This window comes from Mesorhizobium sp. M1142, from assembly GCF_040318565.1.
Lineage (GTDB): Bacteria > Pseudomonadota > Alphaproteobacteria > Rhizobiales > Rhizobiaceae > Mesorhizobium.
In genome coordinates this window covers 168,488-183,229 of sequence record NZ_JAMYMK010000002.1, presented here as the reverse complement: position 1 = coordinate 183,229, position 14,742 = coordinate 168,488, and the positions used below count along the sequence as shown (strand labels likewise).

Sequence of the window (14,742 nt, the reverse complement as noted above, 5' to 3'; positions counted from 1 at the left end):
GTCATCGGACGGGCAGGCTCAACAGGAGAGCGAACAATGGCTATACGCGTTCCCTTTACTCCCGGTGATCTAGTAGATCGTCAACGGGGCACCGATGACGTCCTCGCAGGCGATCTAAATACAAACATCTTAATCGGCGATGCTGGCGGCAGCCTGCTCGATTTCTCAAGAGGCGGCAACGACACCTTCACGGGGCCGCCATCCTCCACCACCACTGCGTACGGAGATGCCGGCGAGGATGGCTCGGACCACAGCAAGGGCGGCAACGACAGTTTCACAGGCGCCTCGCTAGGCACGTACATCTTCTACGGTGACGTCGGCGGCAACATGTTCGTCCATGCTCAGGGCGGCGACGACAGTTTTACCGCCGAGGGCGACTCCTCCAACACTTTTTACGGCGATGCCGGCGGCGATATGTCGGACCACAGCAAGGGCGGCAACGATACGTTGAGCAGTGAAGTGGGTAGACGGGTAGACAACACATTCTACGGCGACGCCGGCGGCAACATGTTCGGCTTTGCTCAAGGCGGCGACGACATTTTCGTGACCAGCACTCGACAAGGAGCCGATCACATCTTTTACGGTGACGCGGGCGGCGAGATGTCCGATCATGGCAAGGGCGGCAACGACACCTTCCAGGGCTCGATAGAAGCCAATAACATTTTCTACGGTGACGCGGGCAGCAACATGTCCGGCAATGCGCAAGGCGGCGACGACAATTTCACGAGCAGGACCGACTCCTTCAACACTTTCTACGGCGATGCCGGCGGCGATATGTCGGCCTACAGCAAGGGTGGCAACGATACCTTCACGGGTAGCTTCTTTTCCACCAACACCTTCTTCGGTGACGCCGGCGGCAACATGTCTGACCATGCTCAGGGCGGCGACGACCACTATACGGACCTGGGTGGGGAGATCGGGAGCAAAACTCTTTATGGCGATGCGGGCGGTGATCTTTCCGGTTTCGCCGCGGGCGGCAACGACACTTTCACGAGCGCGGGTGGCTCGGAGATAACGTTCTACGGGGACGCGGGCGGCAGTATGTTCGATCACGCGCTTGGGGGCGACGACGTGGCCGTGCTGCAAGGCACTCATAATTTGGGGTATGGCGATGCGGTCACGATGCTCGGCAGCGCTGTGGGCGGCAATGATACCCTGACTGGCGGGGACAAAAGCGCCTTTCCTGATGTTCTAAACGAGTTATACGGCGACGCGCGCTCTATGTCCGGTTCCGCCCAGGGCGGCAACGACATTCTTACTGGGGGCCAGAACAGCGAAAGCGGCCAGGTCCGTAACTTCCTGTGCGGCGACGCTCTGCAAATGTCCGGTTCGGCCAAGGGCGGAAACGATACCCTGTACGCCGGGAGCGCGGCACCCGGCTGCACGGTCATCAATGACATGTGGGGCGACGGGCAACTGAGCGAGTTGGCTCAGGGCGGCAGAGACCAATTCATATTCAAGGACGATGGTTCCATGACGGTCGGAACCCAAAACACCATCTACGATTTCAGCCAGACCCAAGGCGACACTATCGTGTTTAGCGGCGTGGAGCGCGTGCAATCGTTCGATGATCTCACTATTGCGCAAACTGGAACCGACACCATCATTACCGCGGGAGTCGATCAAGTTACTCTCGCAAACTTTACGAACACGCTGACGACGAGCGACTTTTTGTTCGTCTGAGAGCGAAACTCTTATCCTATTCGAAGAGGCGGAATGCGGTGAGAGTTCGTTGATAGTCGCGCGGCCGGTCGCCCCAATTCTGCTCGACCGGCCGATCGACAATCCAAGCCGCAGATGTGAATCAAATGGCCAGGAATCTCTCGGTCAGTCGAGCCCAGAGCGCTGCGCCGACGGTCAGATTGCCGTCGTTGAAATCGTATTTCGGGCTGTGCAGGATGGCTGAATCCTCGCCGTTTCCGAGGCGCAGGAAGCAACCGGGTTTGTGTTCGAGGAAATAAGAAAAGTCTTCGCTGCCGGGGATCAACGGGCAGACGGACACCTTGTCCTGACCGACGAGTTCGACAACGATGTCTGTCGCAAAGGACGTCTCGCGCTCGGAATTGACCACCACCGGGTAGCCGCGCTCGTAATCGATCTCGACCGTTGCGCCATGCGCCTGCGCCACAAGTGCTGCGATATTGCGAATACGCTGCTCGAGCGTGTCGCGGATCTCGGCCGAGAAAGAGCGGACGCTCAGCGCGATCTCGGCGTGTTCCGGGATGACGTTGGAGGCCGTGCCGCCGTGAATGGTGCCGACGGTAACGACAGCCGTCTCGATGGGGTTGACGTTGCGCGACACCACCGTCTGCAGGGTCATGACGATGTTGGCGGCAGCGACGATCGGGTCGACCGTCAGGTGCGGACGCGAGGCGTGGCCGCCACGCCCGGTTATCTTGATCGTGACGGTATCGCTCGCCGCCATCAGCGGCCCGGCGCGCATCAGGAACGAACCCGTCGGCGCGCCCGGATGGTTATGCAGCCCGAATATCGCATCGCAGGGAAAGCGCTCGAACAGGCCGTCGGCGATCATCGCCTGCGCCCCGCTTCCCTTGCCGGCTTCCTCGGCCGGCTGGAAGATGAGGTTCACCGTGCCGTTAAAATGCCGCGTGCGCGCCAGGTATTCGGCGGCGCCGAGCAGCATCGTGGTGTGGCCGTCATGGCCGCAGGCGTGCATCTTGCCGCTGGCCTGGCTGGCATAAGGGAGATTGGTCGCTTCGGTAATCGGTAAGGCGTCCATGTCGGCGCGGATGGCGATGCTGCGGCCGCTGCCCTGGCGCAAGCGGCCGACGACGCCGAGCCCGCCGACATTGCGCGTCACCTCATAGCCCCAGCTTTCGAGCCGTTCGGCAACGTATGCAGCCGTTTCGTGCTCCTGGAATGAAAGCTCGGGATGCGCGTGCAGGTGCTGGCGGGCCGCTGCAAGCTCGGCGGCCTTGTCGGCGAAGTCGGAAATATCGGCGAACTGGTTGGAGGTCTTTGGCATGGGAGGTCCTTTGCCGGCCGAATAGGTAAATCGCGCCGGCTTTGCTGTTAGATGAAACGGCTTAAGAAAGCCCGCGTGCGCGGGTGCCTGGGTTTAGCGAGAACCTCGTCCGGAGGCCCGGCCTCGATCACATTTCCGTCGTCCATGAACACCACCCGATCCGCCGCTTCGCGGGCGAAGCCGATCTCATGCGTGACCACGATCATGGTCAAGCCCTGCCTGGCGAGATCGCGCATGGTGGCGAGCACCTCGCCGACCAGCTCCGGATCGAGCGCCGAGGTCGGCTCGTCGAAGAGCATCAATTTCGGGCGAATGGCGAGCGCACGGGCGATGGCGACGCGCTGCTGCTGGCCGCCTGAAAGCTGGCGCGGATAGGCGTCGATCTTGTCGGCGAGTCCGACGCGGGTCAGCAGTTCGCGGGCGTAGCCGATCGCCTCCTTGCGGTTCTCCCGGTGAACGCCGACCGGAGCCTCGATGACGTTCTGCAGGGTCGTCATGTGCGGATAGAGATTGAACTGCTGGAACACCATGCCGATCTTGCGCCGCTGCGCGGCGATCGCGCGGTCGGAAAGCTTGTCGAGGCGGCCGTCGTGCAACCGGTAACCGATCTGCTCGCCGTCCACCTCGATCGACCCCTGGTCGATCGCCTCGAGATGATTGATGCATCGCAGGAAGGTCGACTTTCCGGAGCCGGACGGTCCGAGAATGACCACCACCTCGCCAGGCGCGACGTCCAGATCAATGCCCTTCAGCACCTCGAGCGGGCCGAAGGCCTTGTGAACGTTGCGCGCCCGGACCAGGGGCGTGTCATGCGCGCTCATTGGCGGCCTCCAGGGTGGCGGTCGCCGTCTTCTCGCGCGCGCCGCGGTCGCCGCGGCTGTAGTGGCGTTCGATCGCGCCTTGCGCGACATTGAGGACCGAGGTGATCAGCAGGTACCACAGCACTGCAACCATCAGCAGCGGAATGATTTCGAAGGTGCGGTTGTAGATCGACTGCACCGAGTAGAGCAGGTCGGCCATGGCGATGACGCTGACAAGCGACGTCGCCTTGATCATGCTGATCAGCTGATTGCCGGTCGGCGGCACGATCGACCGCATCGCCTGCGGGATGATGATGCGCCGTAAGGACCGCGCGCGGGTCATGCCGAAGGCTTCAGCCGTTTCGGCCTGTCCCTTGTCCACCGACAGCAGCCCGCCACGGATGATCTCGGCCATGTAGGCGGCCTCGTTCAGCGCCAGACCAAGAACGGCGGCCGTCAAAGGCGTGATCAGGTCGTTGGTGTTCCAACTGGCGAAGCCAATGGAAATGCGCGGAAACAGCGTCGAAAGGTTGTACCACAGGATCAATTGCACCAGCAGCGGCGTTCCCCGGAAGAACCAGATGAACAGGCCGGAGAGAAGGGATGCCAGCCTATCGTTCGACATGCGCGCGATGGCGAGCAGCAGGCCGAGCACGATACCCAGGATCATCGCCACGACCGTCAGGCCGAGCGTTACGGAAAGCCCCTGCATGACCGTCGGATCGAAGAAATACTGGGCGACGACCGGCCAGCCGAAATTCGGGTTGACTGCAACGATATAGGCGAAGCCGGCTGCCACGGCGACGGTGAACGCCCAGAGCGCCAGCCGGACGAGCGGAAACGGCCGGTGGGCTCGTTTGACGTCGCGCAGCGCGTCGTCGGGACGCCGCGGCAGCCCGGCCGCGTAGGCAGCGGTCGCGTCGGTCATGGCAGCCTCTACTGGCCCTGGTTGATGCCGGGCGCGTCGATCATGTTCTTCTCGAGGCCCCACTTCTTCATTACCGCGGCGTAGGTGCCGTTCTTCATCAGGATCTTGAAGGCATCGAGCAGCACGCCGCCCAGCGGCGAACCCTTCTTGACGACGGCGCCTTGGTAGATGTCCTTGAAGCCGTTGGCCTGGCCGACCCCGGCGAGTTCCAGCTGGCCCTTCGCCTGCTCGACGAAATAGGTCAGCGGCGCCTGCGAGGAGAAGAATGCATCGGACCGCTTTGACCGGACGGCCAGTATCGAGCTTGGCTGGTCGGTGAAGGATTGCACCTCGACGGCCGGCTTGCCGCCCTCGGTGCATTTCTGCGCCTGCTGCTTGATGACCTTTTCGGCCGAGCCACCCGACATCACGGCAATGCGCTTGCCGCACGCGGTGTCGAGCGAGGTGATGCCTTGCGGGTTGCCCTTCTCGACGGCGAAGACGACGTATTCGCGCACCCAATCGATGAAGTCGTTGGATTTCTGGCGGTCGGGATAGTCGCCGACAGGCCCCATCGCGAACTGATAACGGCCGGCATTGATGCCGCTCAGCAAAGCCGGCAGGCCGGCGACCGAGGCATGATCGACCTCGACGCCGAGCAACTGGCCGATGGCGTCCGAAATGTCTTTGGTCGCCCCGGACAGTTCCGTGCCGGTGACGATCTCATAGGGCGGGAACGAGCCGTTGTTGACAGCCGTGATCTTTCCCGCCGTGCGGATCTCTTCCGGCAGCCGGGCGCGCAAGTCTTCGTTCACCGATTGCTTTTGGACGTCCTGGGCAAAGCTGGCCTGCGCCAGCATGGTGACGAGCGAGGCGAATATGAAGCTGATTGTCCTCATGGCATTCTCCTTCGTGTTCTTCGTTGCGTTGTCAGGCTGCGGTGGCCCGCGACCTGGCCTCGAAAGGAAACAAGGCTTCGGCGGAAATCGGTTCCGCCAGAATGCCCTGGGCATGGAGCTCGGTGACGAAATCCTCGATCATGCGCCGGTTGGCCGGCAGGCCGCTGGCGTTCCAGGAGGCAGGCAGGTCGCGCCCCGCATGAAGCAGCTCCTCGAGGATCCAGGGCGAGGTGTCGGCATATTTTCGGCGCTTTGCCGTCCAGACGCGCTGGCTTTCGTCGATCAGCCTGGCGAGTTCCTGCGGCAGCCAGGGATGTTCCCTGGCCATTGCAGCCTTGACGGCGACCAGATGCATGCCCGGCACATAACCGACGTCGGCGAAATAGGCGCGTTCGGCCGCGCGAAAATCGCGCAGCACTTGCCGGAAGCCGGAAGCCCGGCCGAAAAAGCCGTCCGGCATGAAGGGCGTGAAAACGGCGTCGAGCTCGCCTTGCGCCAGCAGCTCCATCATCGGGCGTTCGCCCGGTGCTGCTTCGATGCGCCCCGGCCTGCCGAATCCGTCGAGGCGGTCGGCGATCGGGTGCTCGGATGTCAACCGGCCGGCAAACCAATACGCATCCTCGATGCCGACGCCCTCCCGGCGAAGCGCCCCGCGCGTCCACATGTTGCCGGAATCGCGCCAGCCGGTGACGCCGATACGTTTGCCGGCAAGGTCGGAAAGCTGCTCCAGCGGACTGTCCTCGACCGTGATGATACAGCGATGGCGAAAGCCGCGCATAATGAAACACGGTAGTCCAACCACCGTATCGACGCCCGACGCCATGGCCGACACATAACGGCTGAACGAGACCTCCGCCGCATCGTAGTTCGGATCGGTGCCGAGATCCGCGATCAGCGTGGCGACGCGGTCAACCTTCACCGACAGGCGGCTGGAGGCGACGTCACCCAGGACCAAGGGGGTGAGATAGTCCCAATCGCGGGTAGCTATAGTGATGGAAACGGCCATCGGCATGAACTTCAAAGCTATGTTTGACCGGCGATTGGTAAATGTTTATTTTCTGCCGATCAAATGTTATTATGTTATTGAACATTAGCTTTAAACGGTCGCCGATGCCGATGGATTTCGATGCAGGATGGTTCGCTGAACGCCTCGGCGACCGCACGATGCGCGGCATCGCGCGCGAGACCAGTGCGCTGATCAGAAGCGGCGCGCTGCCCGTCGGCGCAAAGCTTCCGCCGGTGCGCGATCTGGCCTATGTGCTCGGCGTCAGCCCGGCGACGGTCTCGCAGGCGTGGAGCGAGTTGCGGCGCTACAAGATCATCGGCGGCCGCGGACGCAACGGCACCTGGATCATGGGCAACCGCTTTGCCGCGCGGCCCGAGCGCCACATGAGCGGCGGCAATTACGGACAGGATGTTCTGAACCTGGCGATCGCGGAGCCCGATGTGAGGCTCTTGCCGCCGCTCGACATCGCGCTGGCGCATGGTGCGCGCGCCGAAAAGCTCAACAGTTACGAGCGGGTGCGTATCCTGCCCGAGCTGGAGGCCGCAGTGCGCCCGTCATGGCCGTACGATCCCGGTGCGTTCCTGGCCACCAATGGCGGTTACAACGCCATCTACACCTTGCTGCATGCGCTGGTCCCGCCGGGAGCGCCGGTGGCCATCGAGAACCCGACGGCGCTTCGCCTGCTCGACATCCTCGAAGATCTCGACGTACCGATCATTCCGGTAGATTGCGACGGTGAGGGCCCCCTGCCGGACGCGCTCGCCAGCGCACTGCGGCAGCGACCGGTGGCGTTCCTGTTCCAGCCGCGCGTCCATTCGGTGACCGGCGCCTGCATGTCGCCGGCGCGGCTGGAAGTCATCGGCGACCTGCTCGCCGGTACCGACGTGCTGATTGTCGAAGATGACGGCGTTGGCGATATTGCCTCGGCGCCGCGCATTTCGCTGGGTCGGCGTTTTCCCGATCGCGTCGTCCATATCCTGTCCTATTCCAAGACCCACGGCCCGGACCTGCGGCTCGCCGTCCTGTCCGGATCGGCGACGATCGTCGAGCAGATCCAGTCCTACCGCAGCTTCAGCTCGGGATGGACCAGCCGCATCCTGCAGGCGGCCACCGCCTGGCTGCTGCAAGACCCGGCCACGGCCGCCCTGGTGGAGCGGGCGAAGCAGGTCTACCGCCGCCGCCGCGAACGGCTCGCCTGCGAACTGGCCAAACGCAATGTCGATATCGACGCCGGGCACGGTCTCAGCGTCCTCATTCCGGTTGCTTCGGAACCTTACGCGATGGTCACGCTGGCCGCCCACGGCATCGCGGTCCATGCCGGAGCGAAGTTTTCGACGGGAAAAACGAACGCTGTCCGCGTCGCGACCAGCATTCTGGACGAGGAGCACCTCGAGCACGTCGCAAATTCCCTGGCGCTGGCAGCCGACCCGGCGCGGGAAGTTGTCTGAGGCAAGGCAATCACTGCTACTCCGCCGCCACGCCCTTCACCTCGAGATAGCTCTCCATCGAATCGTCCATCGCCTGCAGCCACGGCGTATGGTGCAGCGGCGCCATCGTGCCGGTCATCAGCGAGCGGTAGGCATGGTCGCGGAAGCCCATGATGTCTTCCGCCTTGTGGTGCTCCCACTCCATGAAGGTCCGATTGACGGCCTCGACGTCGAAGCCCGGATAGTCGGTCTGCTCCATCAGCTCTCGGGTGTAGTCGCCCTGGAACCAGATCATCTGCTCGGCGTCTTCCAGCGTCTCCTCGCGTGCCCGCCATTTCCGGCCGTGCTCCGCCATCGCTTCGGCCGACGGCAGCTTGATGCGGCCCATGATGACGTCGCGGGCGAACCAGGCCTGCGCGTCGAACATGTTGAAGGTGTAGAACTGGTCCTGCATGCCGATATAGAAAAGCTTCGGGTTCTTCTCCCAGACGACGCCCTCGTAGAGCCCGTCCGGCCACATGCGGTTGGCGGTCTTCAGCTTCAAATCCTCGGTGAGGAACGGGAAGGAATGGAGATAGCCGGTGCACAGGATGATGGCGTCGACGTCTTTGGTGCTGCCATCCTTGAAATGCGCGGTCTTGCCGACGACCTTCTGCAGCAGCGGCACTTCCTTCCAGTTCTCCGGCCATTTGAAGCCCATCGGCTTCGAGCGGTAGCTCGAGGTTATCGATTTGGCGCCGTATTTGTAGCATTGCGAGCCGATGTCCTCGGCCGAATAGGAGCGGCCGATGATCAAGATATCCTTGCCCTTGAATTCCATCGCGTCGCGGAAATCGTGGCTGTGCAGAATACGGCCGTTGAAGGTCGAGAAGCCCTCGAAATAGGGCACATTGGGCACCGAAAAATGCCCCGAGGCGACGACGACATTGTCGAACTCTTCCGAATAGGTGACGTCGTTGGTGCGGTCATGCGCGGTGACGGTGAATTTTTTCGTCGTGTCGGAGAAGGTGACCATGCGCACCGGGCTGTTGAAGCGCACCCATTGACGCACACCGGATTTTTCGACGCGGCCCTTGATGTAGTCCCACAGCACGGCACGCGGCGGGTAGGAGCCGATCGGCCGGCCGAAATGCTCCTCGAACGTGTAGTCGGCGAATTCGAGGCATTCCTTCGGGCCGTTCGACCAGAGGTAACGGTACATCGAGCCATGCACCGGGTCGCCGTGCTCGTCGAGGCCGGTGCGCCAGGTGTAATTCCACAGGCCGCCCCAGTCGGACTGCTTTTCGAAGCAGACGATCTCGGGAATATCGGCGCCCTTGTCGGCGGCCGACTTGAAGGCCCGGAGCTGGGCCAGGCCGGACGGCCCGGCTCCGATGACGGCAACACGATGTTTCATGCGGGCCTCCAGATCTCATTTCTCTAACGAAACAAATTTCACTGACAGGACAGTAATTGCCCCTTCGATGCTGTCAACAGGGCTTGTCGCGAAACCGCGCTTCGCCGAGCTGGATTTCTAAACGACGTGGATGCTCGGGCGAAATCCGGTCATTGCGCAATTCGGCTTGCCGTGAGAGTTGCGCTTCTGTATCGGCACCGAATATGTTCACCGTGAGTGAAATGAATCGGCAAGGTCCGGGGTGGCGAAATGGCGAAAAGAGCGTCCAATCTGAAGCAAGATGCCGGCGCCGCGGCGGGCAAAGCCAAACCCGCCGTGATCGAGCCGCGCAAGATACGCGTGCCGCTCACCCAGAATCCGCACGCCATTCGCGACACCCGCGAAAAAGTGCTTGAGGTCGCGATCGGCCGCGAGGTGCGGGCATTCCGCAAAAAGCTCGGCATCACCGTCGCCGATCTGGCTGCCGCCACCGACATTTCGCTCGGCATGTTGTCGAAGATCGAGAACGGCATCACCTCGCCATCGCTGACCACGTTGCAGGCGCTGTCGCGGGCGCTCGGCGTTCCCGTCACCGCCTTCTTCCGCCGTTTCGAGGAGGAGCGCAGTGCCGTCTTCGTCAAGGCCGGCGAAGGCCTCGACGTCGAACGCCGCGGCACGCGCGCCGGCCACCAGTACAATTTGCTCGGCCATATCGGCTCCAACACCAGCGGCGTCGTCGTCGAACCCTATCTGATCACGCTGACCGAGGATTCCGACGTGTTCCCGACCTTCCAGCATGAAGGCATGGAATTCCTCTATATGCTCGAAGGCGAAGTGGTTTACCGGCACGGCAGCAATCTCTACCCGATGAAGCCCGGCGACAGCCTGTTCTTCGACGCCGACGCGCCGCACGGACCGGAAGTGCTGAGCGTTCTGCCGATGCGCTATCTGTCGATCATCTGCTACCCGCAGAGCGCGGGGTGAGTTGGCCAATCTCCCCCCTCGTGGGGGAGATTAGCAGCTTCGCAGGCAGCTTTAATCCGGCCCAAAGCCTGGGCTTGTCGAGCTGCCATCATCCAATTTCGACAGCCATTCGACCAGCGTCGGCCGATAGCGCGTCAGGCCCTTGTAATTGGCGAGTTCGTCTGGCAGGTCGCGGATGACGCGGTGCAGGCGGCGTGCCCATTTCGGCTGCGTCACCAGTTCGTCCATCTTGATGAGGTAACAGCGGATCGGGAAGACGATCGCATTCGAGCGCGGCAGCCGCCAGAAACTCTGCAGTTCGACGCGCAGATGCACTTTTTCGCCAACGTTTTCCGGCGTCACCGTGGCGCGGTCCGGACCCCATTTGTGGTAATTTTCCGGGCTGGTGTCGAGGCGCGGATTGATGGTCATCGTCCAGTTCAGCCGGCGCGCCGGCTTACCCTGCTGTATGTTGGTGAGGAATTTCAGCGCCCGGACGAAGATCCCCTTCTCATGCGCCAGCGGCACCGGCGCGTGCCATTCGAAGAAGTTCATGCCGATGTCGAAATCGAGCGACCAGTCGGCCTGGGTGGTGACCATGCCGGCATCCATCCACAGATTGCCGTCGCGCTGGTCGAGAATGCAGAAATCGCCCTGGCTCTGGCGGGTGATATATTCCATCGGTCCATAGGGCAGCGTCGAGACGTCGCCGAAGGTGAAGCTGTCGTCGATGCCGAGCGGCCGGTTGATCCAGCGCCAGCGATCGCCGTCGCGGATCAGCGTGAAATGCTCGGGATAGCCCAGCGCCTGCTGCTCCATCAGGAGTTCGAGCAGATCCCAGCCGGCCAGCGTCATGTGCGGCAGCGACTGGCAGCGCAGCGGATCCTCGGCCAGCACCAAAGCGCGGTCCTGCATCTCGGCGACATAGTGCTCGTCGACGTCGATCAAATTCTCCAGCACGCTGCCCCTCGGCCCGACGACATGCGGCTCGATGTTGACCGCATACATGTAGCTGTCTTCATGGAACGGGAACGGGAACCGCCTGATGTGCTCGGGGCTGTTCCTGAAGGTGAAGTCGTCGCGGAACGTTTCCTTGCGAAAGGTGATGCCCAAGCTCGCCTCCTATCTTTCCAGCACCAGCGACCTGCCCTCGAAGCGCGAGACGCAAGGCATGATCTTGCAACCCGAACGGTGGTCTTCCTCGCTCAGCCAGTGGTCGTTGTGGATGAATTTGCCGTCATGCGAAATCACGTTGGTCTCGCATTGGCCGCAGACGCCGCCGCGGCACAGATAGGGCGGATCGACGCCGGCCGCCTCGATCGCCTCGAGCAGGCTCTGCTGCTCGTCGACGCGGATCGTCTTGCCGCTGAGCGCCAGTGTCACGTCGAACGGCGCGCCGGGCTGCGGTGCGGCGAAATGCTCGAAATGCACGGTCTCTGGCGGCCAGCCGAGGGCAGCGGCGCGTTCGCGCACCCAGCCGATCATGCCGGACGGCCCGCAGACATAGAGATGCGTGCCGAGCGGCTGCGACGACAACAGCCGGTCGAGATCGACGCGCTCGTCGCGGTCGTCGTGATAGAGCCTGACCCGGCGATCGTAGCGCTCTCTCAGCAGGTCCGCATAGGTGCCGAGCGAGGCGGTGCGGCAGGTGTAATGCAATTCGAAATTGCCGCCTTGCGCCGCCAGCTGCGCGGTCTGCGCCATAAACGGGGTGATGCCGATGCCACCGGCCAGCATCAGATGCTTCCTGGCCCGAAGATCGAGCGAGAACAGATTGACGGGGTAGCTCACCACCATCTCCGTGCCCGGCCTGACCTGCCTGTGCATGAACAGCGAGCCGCCGCGGCCGGCGTCGTCGCGGCGCACCGAGATGGTGTATTCGCGGGTGTCGAGCGGCGAGCCCATCAGCGAATAGGGATTGAGCCTGGTGCGTTCGCCATCGCGCATCTCGACGACGACATGGGCGCCGCCGGAAAAGGTCGGCAAAAGCTGGCCGTCGCGCCTGCGGAAATGAAAGCGCGTCACCAACTCGTTGACCGGGACGACATCGCTGACGACGACATCGAGTTTGGTGGTGCCGGTGCTCATCGAAAGACCTCCTCCATCGGAGGAATTTCGCTGCGGTCCTCGGCGTTGATGCAGACGCCCTGGAAGGCGGCGAGGCGCCGCGAATAGTGGTCGCGCACCAGAAGCAGCAGGCCGCAATGCGAACAGGTTGCCGGCTGCGTCGTGACGTTCTCGGTGATGCCCTTGCAATGGACGCACTGCACGCGGCGCGCCAGCGAGCCCCGATGCTCGGTCTGGATCGAGGTGTGGTCGATGCCGGCTTCGAGCGCCGCCTGCATGGCCTGGCCGATCAGCCCTTCGGTGCCGGCAAGGTAGAGCCTGAGGCCCATATGGGCGTTGGCCAGCGTCTGCTTCAGCCGCGGCAGGGCACTGGCGAAGGAATGGCCGAGGTAGAGCTGCGCCGGCTTCAGTGCTTCGAGCGCCTCGGCATATTTACCGTCGCGGCCGGGAATGAAGATGATGTGGGCGCCGCCGAAGAAATCCGTCGGTGCCTTGGCGGCCAGATCGGCAATCGCCAGCGCTCCCTCTGCGTCCGCTACGAAAAGATGGTGCTTGCCGGGCTGTGGAGACAGGGTCCCATAGACCGGGCGGCTGATGATGCTTTTCGCTGCCATACCCGCAGTATGCCTCAGCCTTTCGCCGTGCGCTTGGTCTTCTTCGGATCGTCGAACGGAAGCGGCTCGGCGGTTGCGCTGATGGCGCCGCTCTTGTTGCGGATCTCGAGCCTGGTGCCCTGGACCGCGCAGTCGACGTCGAGCCGGGCGATGCCCATCGATTTCCTGACCAGCGGCGAATACATGGCGCAGGTCACCACGCCGACCTTCTTGCCGTCGCGATAGACCGGTGCGCCCTCGTCGGCCGGCTCCCTGCCTTCGAGCAGCACGCCGAATATCTTGAAGCGCTCCTTGCCCTTTAGGCGGTAGTGCTCCTCGGCACCGCGAAAGCCCGTCTTGCCCGGGCTGACGGTGAAGTCGAGACCAAGCTCCCACAGCGTGTCGCCGGGCCCCTCATTCTCGAACGGATATTTCTGCGAATTGTCGTAAGGGTAAAACAGCAGGTAGCTCTCGACGCGCAGCATGTCGAGCGTGGTGAAGCGGCACGGGATGATGCCGGCGCTCTTGCCCTCGTCGAGGATCCTGTCCCAGATCGTGCCGGCGTCCTGGCCACGGCAGAAGATCTCGTAGCCGCGCTCGCCGGTGTAGCCGGTGCGCGAGATCATCACCGGAAAGCCGAACAACTGCGTCTGCACGTGGTGGAAATAGTTGAGGTCGCGAATGCCGGGCACATGCTTTGCCAGATAATCCACGGCTAGCGGCCCCTGCAGCGAAAGGTCGTGCAGATTGTCGTCGAAGCGCAGCGACACGTCGCGACCGACGGAAGCGCGCTGCAGCTCTTCATGGCCGGTGCCCGAGCCATGCACGACCATCCAGGAATTCGGGCCGGTGCGGTAGAGGATGCAGTCGTCGGTGAACTTGCCGGCCTCGTTGAGCATGCAGGCATAGGCCGACTTGCCGGGATAGATCTTTTCGACGTCGCGCGTCGTCGCCAGGTCGATCAGGTGCGAGGCGTGCGGCCCGGTGATGTGGATCTTCTTTAGGCCCGACACATCCATCAGGCCGGCCTTGGTGCGGATGGCGATATACTCTTCGTCGGCGTCCTTGTCGTAGGTCCAGGCGGTGCCCATGCCGCTCCAGTCCTCGAGCTTCGAGCCGAGCGCGCGATGGCGGTCCGCAAGCGCCGAAAATCTCCAGGATGCCGTCATCCGCTTGTCCTCCGTTTCGAAAAACGTTTGCTTTCCCCTGCTCCCTGCACAGCGGCGGGAGCGTTGCCCGAATATTGATCGCAAACGCCGGGAGCCTGCAATACCCGCAAGCAAATAATTTCATTGTCAGGCAAAATTCGGCGGATCAAACAAACGGTTAACGTTGCGTAAAATCGTCTTGACAATTGCGGGATTCGGCTTGAATTTATGAAAAAAATTTCACTCTCTTGAAAGAGAGCGATGGAGGGGAACCGATGTCCGACATGCAGCAGCGCATTGAAGCCCTGTACCGTTCCGACCTTCGTGGATCGGTGCTCCTGATCGTCTGCCTATGGGCGACGATCCTTTTCGTCCTGTTCATGACATGGCCATACATCCCCGATGCCGGCATCAAGCTCGTCGTCGCGGTCGCCGCGGCCGCCGTGCTGATCTTCAACACGGCCGCCATCCTGGCGATGGTCAATCACTACAAGGAAGACAAGGACTTCATCTACGGCCTCGACATCAAGAATGCCGACGCCTACCGCAACCGCAAGTCCTGAGGGGGAGA

Annotated in this window: 14 protein-coding genes; 4 read left to right on the top strand and 10 right to left on the bottom strand. The window is 62.5% G+C overall.

The window, feature by feature from the left end; genetic code table 11:
* The first annotated feature begins 36 nt into the window (after nt 1-36).
* Entirely contained in the window at nt 37-1,683 is a 1,647-nt protein-coding gene (locus NKH42_RS04850; RefSeq protein ID WP_352751090.1) for a calcium-binding protein, read from the top strand.
* A 121-nt stretch (nt 1,684-1,804) separates the two neighbouring features.
* Here the strand turns inward: NKH42_RS04850 and NKH42_RS04845 are convergent, their stop codons facing one another.
* From NKH42_RS04845 to NKH42_RS04825, 5 genes are all read right to left on the bottom strand, one after another.
* A complete protein-coding gene (locus NKH42_RS04845; RefSeq protein ID WP_352751092.1) occupies nt 1,805-2,986 on the bottom strand; it encodes a M20 aminoacylase family protein in 1,182 nt (393 codons plus the stop codon).
* Nucleotides 2,987-3,033: 47 nt separating this feature from the next.
* On the bottom strand, nt 3,034-3,807 hold the full coding sequence (locus NKH42_RS04840; protein WP_023674014.1) for an amino acid ABC transporter ATP-binding protein: 774 nt from the start codon (nt 3,805-3,807) through the stop codon (nt 3,034-3,036).
* Nucleotides 3,794-4,714, bottom strand: a complete 921-nt coding sequence (locus NKH42_RS04835; protein ID WP_023674013.1) for an amino acid ABC transporter permease — start codon at nt 4,712-4,714, stop codon at nt 3,794-3,796. The genes NKH42_RS04840 and NKH42_RS04835 overlap by 14 nt, the downstream gene beginning before the upstream one ends.
* A gap of 8 nt (nt 4,715-4,722) precedes the next feature.
* Nucleotides 4,723-5,553: an ABC transporter substrate-binding protein gene (locus tag NKH42_RS04830; RefSeq protein ID WP_502895567.1), complete on the bottom strand. Its 831-nt coding sequence runs from the start codon at nt 5,551-5,553 to the stop codon at nt 4,723-4,725.
* Between the two features lie 70 nt (nt 5,554-5,623).
* A complete protein-coding gene (locus tag NKH42_RS04825) occupies nt 5,624-6,598 on the bottom strand; it encodes a substrate-binding domain-containing protein (protein ID WP_352751094.1) in 975 nt (324 codons plus the stop codon).
* 104 nt (nt 6,599-6,702) lie between these two features.
* Here NKH42_RS04825 and NKH42_RS04820 point away from each other — a divergent pair, with 104 nt between their 5' ends.
* Nucleotides 6,703-8,046 (top strand): aminotransferase-like domain-containing protein, encoded by a 1,344-nt coding sequence (locus NKH42_RS04820; RefSeq protein WP_352751096.1) that lies wholly within the window; start codon nt 6,703-6,705, stop codon nt 8,044-8,046.
* A gap of 16 nt (nt 8,047-8,062) precedes the next feature.
* Here NKH42_RS04820 and NKH42_RS04815 read toward each other — a convergent pair whose 3' ends face one another.
* The gene (locus NKH42_RS04815) at nt 8,063-9,421 is read right to left on the bottom strand and encodes a trimethylamine monooxygenase (protein WP_352751098.1); all 1,359 of its coding nucleotides are present in this window, start codon (nt 9,419-9,421) and stop codon (nt 8,063-8,065) included.
* A gap of 249 nt (nt 9,422-9,670) precedes the next feature.
* Here NKH42_RS04815 and NKH42_RS04810 point away from each other — a divergent pair, with 249 nt between their 5' ends.
* The gene (locus NKH42_RS04810; RefSeq protein ID WP_352689778.1) at nt 9,671-10,384 is read left to right on the top strand and encodes a helix-turn-helix domain-containing protein; all 714 of its coding nucleotides are present in this window, start codon (nt 9,671-9,673) and stop codon (nt 10,382-10,384) included.
* Nucleotides 10,385-10,435: 51 nt separating this feature from the next.
* Here the strand turns inward: NKH42_RS04810 and NKH42_RS04805 are convergent, their stop codons facing one another.
* Genes NKH42_RS04805 through NKH42_RS04790 form a run of 4 tightly spaced genes read right to left on the bottom strand, consistent with a single transcriptional unit; the run spans nt 10,436 to nt 14,192 of the window.
* Nucleotides 10,436-11,476 carry a heme-dependent oxidative N-demethylase family protein gene (locus NKH42_RS04805; protein WP_352751099.1) on the bottom strand — a complete coding sequence of 347 codons (1,041 nt, stop codon included), beginning with the start codon at nt 11,474-11,476 and terminating at the stop codon, nt 10,436-10,438.
* Nucleotides 11,477-11,485: 9 nt separating this feature from the next.
* Nucleotides 11,486-12,451, bottom strand: a complete 966-nt coding sequence (locus tag NKH42_RS04800; RefSeq protein WP_352505299.1) for a PDR/VanB family oxidoreductase — start codon at nt 12,449-12,451, stop codon at nt 11,486-11,488.
* On the bottom strand, nt 12,448-13,044 hold the full coding sequence (locus NKH42_RS04795) for a dimethylamine monooxygenase subunit DmmA family protein (RefSeq protein ID WP_352751101.1): 597 nt from the start codon (nt 13,042-13,044) through the stop codon (nt 12,448-12,450). Before NKH42_RS04795 ends, NKH42_RS04800 begins: the two co-directional genes overlap by 4 nt.
* Before the next feature lie 14 nt (nt 13,045-13,058).
* Complete coding sequence (locus NKH42_RS04790) at nt 13,059-14,192, bottom strand: aminomethyl transferase family protein (RefSeq protein ID WP_352751103.1); 1,134 nt, start codon at nt 14,190-14,192, stop codon at nt 13,059-13,061.
* A 254-nt stretch (nt 14,193-14,446) separates the two neighbouring features.
* On the opposite strand from NKH42_RS04790, the gene NKH42_RS04785 reads away from it, so the two are divergent.
* Nucleotides 14,447-14,734, top strand: coding sequence for a hypothetical protein (locus NKH42_RS04785; protein WP_023716771.1), 288 nt, complete (start codon nt 14,447-14,449; stop codon nt 14,732-14,734).
* Nucleotides 14,735-14,742: the final 8 nt, after the last annotated feature.

Coding starts and splice junctions, on each gene's coding strand:
- NKH42_RS04815 (WP_352751098.1), bottom strand. CDS start 9,421: ATGAAACATCGTGTTGCCGTCATCGGAGCCGGGCCGTCCGGCCTGGCC.
- NKH42_RS04845 (WP_352751092.1), bottom strand. CDS start 2,986: ATGCCAAAGACCTCCAACCAGTTCGCCGATATTTCCGACTTCGCCGAC.
- NKH42_RS04850 (WP_352751090.1), top strand. CDS start 37: ATGGCTATACGCGTTCCCTTTACTCCCGGTGATCTAGTAGATCGTCAA.
- NKH42_RS04835 (WP_023674013.1), bottom strand. CDS start 4,714: ATGACCGACGCGACCGCTGCCTACGCGGCCGGGCTGCCGCGGCGTCCC.
- NKH42_RS04795 (WP_352751101.1), bottom strand. CDS start 13,044: ATGGCAGCGAAAAGCATCATCAGCCGCCCGGTCTATGGGACCCTGTCT.
- NKH42_RS04785 (WP_023716771.1), top strand. CDS start 14,447: ATGTCCGACATGCAGCAGCGCATTGAAGCCCTGTACCGTTCCGACCTT.
- NKH42_RS04830 (WP_502895567.1), bottom strand. CDS start 5,553: ATGCTGGCGCAGGCCAGCTTTGCCCAGGACGTCCAAAAGCAATCGGTG.
- NKH42_RS04790 (WP_352751103.1), bottom strand. CDS start 14,192: ATGACGGCATCCTGGAGATTTTCGGCGCTTGCGGACCGCCATCGCGCG.
- NKH42_RS04825 (WP_352751094.1), bottom strand. CDS start 6,598: ATGGCCGTTTCCATCACTATAGCTACCCGCGATTGGGACTATCTCACC.
- NKH42_RS04800 (WP_352505299.1), bottom strand. CDS start 12,451: ATGAGCACCGGCACCACCAAACTCGATGTCGTCGTCAGCGATGTCGTC.
- NKH42_RS04810 (WP_352689778.1), top strand. CDS start 9,671: ATGGCGAAAAGAGCGTCCAATCTGAAGCAAGATGCCGGCGCCGCGGCG.
- NKH42_RS04840 (WP_023674014.1), bottom strand. CDS start 3,807: ATGAGCGCGCATGACACGCCCCTGGTCCGGGCGCGCAACGTTCACAAG.
- NKH42_RS04820 (WP_352751096.1), top strand. CDS start 6,703: ATGCCGATGGATTTCGATGCAGGATGGTTCGCTGAACGCCTCGGCGAC.